Source organism: Pseudomonas defluvii (genome assembly GCF_001695625.1).
Lineage (GTDB): Bacteria > Pseudomonadota > Gammaproteobacteria > Pseudomonadales > Pseudomonadaceae > Aquipseudomonas > Aquipseudomonas defluvii.
This window is the reverse complement of the sequence record NZ_MBPN01000307.1, coordinates 1-712: the sequence shown is the minus strand read 5'-3', so window position 1 is coordinate 712 and position 712 is coordinate 1. Positions and strand designations below refer to the sequence as shown.

General features: G+C 61.8%; 1 pseudogene. It reads right to left on the bottom strand.

Annotated features, from left to right (window positions below):
• Positions 1-712 (bottom strand): annotated as a pseudogene (locus EKA13_RS28000) (T6SS effector BTH_I2691 family protein); the annotation flags it as partial.

Here is a 712-nt window from a genome sequence, read left to right as displayed (position 1 = left end):
TGCAGCTGGACAATACTGCCCGCCAGCGTGGCGGGGAGCAGCAGTTGCACCCAGAACCCCAGGCAACGTTGTGGCCCACGGTCCGGGTAGGTGTACACCGCCCGGGCCCAGACGCTGGGTCGCTGCAGGATCTCCAGCAAGGCCATCAACTGGGTTTTATGGCCGTCAATGCCCACCCAGGTGTCTTCCGGAGCCTTGCCCCAGCTACAGCGGTACAGCCATAGGCGCAAGCCTTCGCGCTTGTAGCGGTTGGCATGTACTGAAAACAGCAGATAGGCAATGCCGAGTGCGCCCAGAACAATGGTGACCGGTGAGGACATGATCCAGGCAAAGTTGAACCAGTAGCCTGCAATCGCGCCCGCAAGCTGAAAACTGGCAACGCCCGCCATCCCGAGCAGCGACAGACGCTTCCATTCCAGTGCATCTTTTTCATCTTCACTACTCGCCCCCGCAATATCCTTGGACACCTGCCACGCCTCAACACCCGCAGCAATCGCACCAAGCGCCGCCCAAGTCGCCGTGCGGGCAATCAACCGCTTTGCGGCCTGCGCGAAGTTGATGTCGCCTTGAGCCAGCCATGCCCTGGCGCCCGCTTTCGTCAGTTTCGTGATCTCGTTGCCCAACGGTGCAGACAGCCCCTGCGCCCGATTCCACGCCGGGCCCACGCACACGGCCATCATTGCGTTACCGGTATAGGCCGCATTGGCGGTCA